At 63.9% G+C, this 1,007-nt stretch carries 1 pseudogene; it reads left to right on the forward strand.

The annotated features are described in order from the left end of the window. Positions 1-446 (forward strand): annotated as a pseudogene (locus tag ACFWJO_RS38635) (hypothetical protein); the annotation flags it as partial. Between the last annotated feature and the right edge of the window lie 561 nt (positions 447-1,007).

The following is a 1,007-nucleotide window of genomic DNA, read 5'->3' on the forward strand; positions in this document are numbered from 1 at the left end:
TGGACGGGGTGCTGGCTAAGCGATCGACATCGATCTACCTTCCCGGCCGGCGAAGCAGAGCCTGGATCCAGCAGGCTCTGCGTACGACGTCGAGTCTGCTGGTGATCGGGTTCGTCGGCTCGAGCCGGTCGGTCGCCGCGCTGATTCTCGGGGCGTACGACGCCGAGGGGCGGTTGGTTCTGGTCGGGTCGGTGAGCTCGGGGCTCACAATTCAGATGCGCCGTCAGCTCCGGGAGGAGTTCCGGCCGCTGGAGCGCTCGAGCAGCCCTCTCACCGACCCGCTGCCGCCCGCACACGAGCCGCTGGGGGTTGTGTGGCTGGACGCTCGCCTCGTCGTCGACGTGGCCTATAGGGAGCACACCAGCGACGGGCTCCGAGATCCGAGCCTGAAGGGCCGGAGGTACGACATTGATCATCAATCGGTGAAATGGGTTCTATCGCAGTAGCTCTGCAACATCGCGAACCGCTGCTCCTACGAAGTCGGAACCGGTAGGAACCTATTGTGCCGTGCACTTGCGTTGCCGCGGCGGCTTCAGGAGTGGATGCAGATCGATCCGGCGCCCGAACGCTGCCGGTGCGCAGGCCGTGATGGTCGAGGACGCCGTTGACGTGGAGGGGCGGCACCGTGCGTTCAATTGCCAGCCCCTGGCAAGCGACACGGGTGACTCTCGCGCCGAGAAGGTGACGGCGTGGACGTCGGCCTGCAAAGTTTGGCATCAGGTCAATGAGGCCTGGTGGGTTCGTGGTACTGCGCAGCACGGCCCCGTTGCCGCGTGATTTGACGGCTGGGGTGTCCGGCTCGGTGTACGCACCACCGCGGGATTGACGTGACCCATATCACGTACGGCCGCTGATGGGGCTAGCTGCTCCTGTGGGCGACTTCCGGTAACTCCGGTTGATGACACGCCGGGGCGCCCGCGGCTCTCGGTCTAACAATCTGTCGGAGGGATGTTGCATAGTGACGTCTACAGACGATGTTAATTGCAGTAAATCAGTGCATATTGATG

Source organism: Streptomyces sp. NPDC127092 (assembly GCF_042722475.1).
GTDB lineage: Bacteria > Actinomycetota > Actinomycetes > Streptomycetales > Streptomycetaceae > Streptomyces.